Source organism: Pseudovibrio sp. POLY-S9 (assembly GCF_001431305.1).
Classification (GTDB): Bacteria; Pseudomonadota; Alphaproteobacteria; order Rhizobiales; family Stappiaceae; genus Pseudovibrio.
On the sequence record NZ_LCWX01000178.1, the window covers coordinates 30,823 to 32,422 of the forward strand.

Consider the following 1,600-nt stretch of genomic DNA (forward strand, 5'->3'; position numbering starts at 1 on the left):
TCACACCTCCGGCATTGCTGAAATGAAAACATTGCTCGTAGCCTATGCCACCGCCGGCACCCATAGCGCCCTGTCTGGACCTTGATGAAATCCGTTCAAGGCTCCTTCAAAGCAGATCAATCAGCCTGCACAACTCGGGCTTTCAGTTCTTTCTTGTCTTCAGCTGAAAGATCCCGCCAGTCACAATCCCGCAGGCACGCCTCCATTGCATAAAGCGCGAGGATGGAGACCCCCCGACCAAAACGAAATTTCAGCCGTTGATAAGCTTGCACTGGTCCAAGTTCTCGCAGGTCATCTTCACTGCAAACATCCACCTCAGACAGCATGTATTCGGTCTTCGGGCCCAGGTTTCTCAATTGACTGATCGACATGCTCAAAATGCACCATTCCAGACATTTCACTCGGGCTTCACCTGATTAAGGCGCTGCACCTAAGCATAATTCGGAGATCGTCGTTCCAGAAACGCACTGATCCCTTCCTGCGCTTCATCATGTCCCAGAGCCTCAGCCATTGTATCCCGCTCCAGATCCATCTGCTCCTCAAAGCTGTTGTGATCAGCAGCTGATACCAATCGCTTAATCTCCCCCTGCGCCCTTGTTGGACCTTGCGCTATACGATCCGCTATCAGGTGCGCTTCTGCCAAAGCAGGCTTATCACTAAGCACATTGACCACCCCCAGCTGGTAGAGCCGTTCAGCCGAAACAGGCTGTCCCAGCAAACACATCTCTAAGACCAGCTGGTGGGGAAGAAGCCGGGACAATGAAGCGGTAGCCCCTCCATCCGGCACCAGTCCAACCTTCACATAAGCCAGCGTAAATTGAGACTGCCGCTCTGCCACCAGGAAGTCACAAGCCAGAGCCAAAGACACACCGGCCCCGGCAGCCCCTCCATCAACCGCCGCAATCACCGGTTTCGCGCAGTCTCTTACTTTTCGAACCAGATTATGGAGTTTTTCAATATTATTTTTTCGCTCAAGAACCGTCATCTCGCGGCGCTTAACCAACGTGTTCAGATCGCCACCCGCACAGAAATAACCGCCTTCTCCCATCAGGATAACGCTACGGATCTCTGTGTCCTGATTGGCAAGATCCAACGCCTGCGAAAGCCCGTCATAGTATTCCGGCGAAAGCGCGTTGCGACGAGAAGAGTTACAGTTCATGACAATCAGACGATCAGCCTTGCGCTCAACGCTGACAAGAGAAGTACGCTTCATGACATTGCCTCTCGCGCAGCTTCCCTCTGCATAGCTCCAACAAAGCGCTCCAGATGGTAGTCGACATCGCCAAGTTGGTGATCGATCATCATCAAACGCTTGGCATAATGTCCCAGAGCATACTCCTCGGTCATGCCAATACCGCCATGCAACTGAATGGTTTCTTCGCAAACCAGTTGCGCCACACGGCCAATCAAATTCTTAGCTGCACTCACATGCTTATCTCGCTGGAAAGGTTCAGCAGAAAGGTGCCCCGCCACATTGATCAGTGCAGAGCGGGCCTGTTCGATCTCAATCAAGACCGTTGACATCCGGTGCTGAAGTGCCTGGAACTTGCCCAGCGCACGACCAAACTGCGTCCGCACGCGCAAATACTCAACCGTCAGA

The 1,600-nt window shown here is 53.0% G+C and carries 3 protein-coding genes; all 3 read right to left on the reverse strand.

Annotated features, from left to right (window positions below):
- Positions 1 to 116: 116 nt before the first annotated feature.
- Positions 117 to 371 carry a TfoX/Sxy family protein gene (locus tag PPL9_RS18090; protein WP_057464005.1) on the reverse strand — a complete coding sequence of 85 codons (255 nt, stop codon included), beginning with the start codon at positions 369 to 371 and terminating at the stop codon, positions 117 to 119.
- A gap of 59 nt (positions 372 to 430) precedes the next feature.
- A complete protein-coding gene (locus PPL9_RS18095; RefSeq protein ID WP_057464006.1) occupies positions 431 to 1,213 on the reverse strand; it encodes an enoyl-CoA hydratase in 783 nt (260 codons plus the stop codon).
- Positions 1,210 to 1,600, reverse strand: a 391-nt coding sequence (locus tag PPL9_RS18100; RefSeq protein WP_280139066.1) for an acyl-CoA dehydrogenase family protein, incomplete at its 5' end; no start/stop codon positions are given. The genes PPL9_RS18095 and PPL9_RS18100, both read right to left, overlap by 4 nt.